Here is a 275-nt window from a genome sequence, read left to right as displayed (position 1 = left end):
ATCTTTTTGCTGATATTTTTGAACGCGATGTTCTAAGCTATGCAGAAAGGGAATTGGTAACCATTTCCGTACTCAGCAGTATTGGTGATGTAGAACCAATGCTACGCTCCCATTTTAAAATTGGTTTAAACATGGGCTTAACTCCGAATCAGCTTCATCAATTTGTAGGCATTATCAAACAAACCATTGGCAGTAAAGAAAGCGATGCCTCCCAACATGTTCTGAATGAAGTATTAAAAGATAAATAAATAGTGAGAAGATGAAAAAGCTAACAT

The 275-nt window shown here is 36.0% G+C and carries 1 protein-coding gene; it reads left to right on the top strand.

What is annotated here, in order from left to right:
- Positions 1-248: carboxymuconolactone decarboxylase family protein (locus tag SB659_RS19435; RefSeq protein WP_410551586.1), on the top strand; the 248-nt coding region annotated here is incomplete at its 5' end.
- Positions 249-275 lie beyond the last annotated feature (27 nt).

This window comes from Arthrobacter sp. SIMBA_036 (genome assembly GCF_046535135.1).
Lineage (GTDB): Bacteria > Actinomycetota > Actinomycetes > Actinomycetales > Micrococcaceae > Arthrobacter.
Note: the sequence above shows the minus strand (reverse complement) of the source record. Positions and strands in the feature narration are given on the sequence as shown.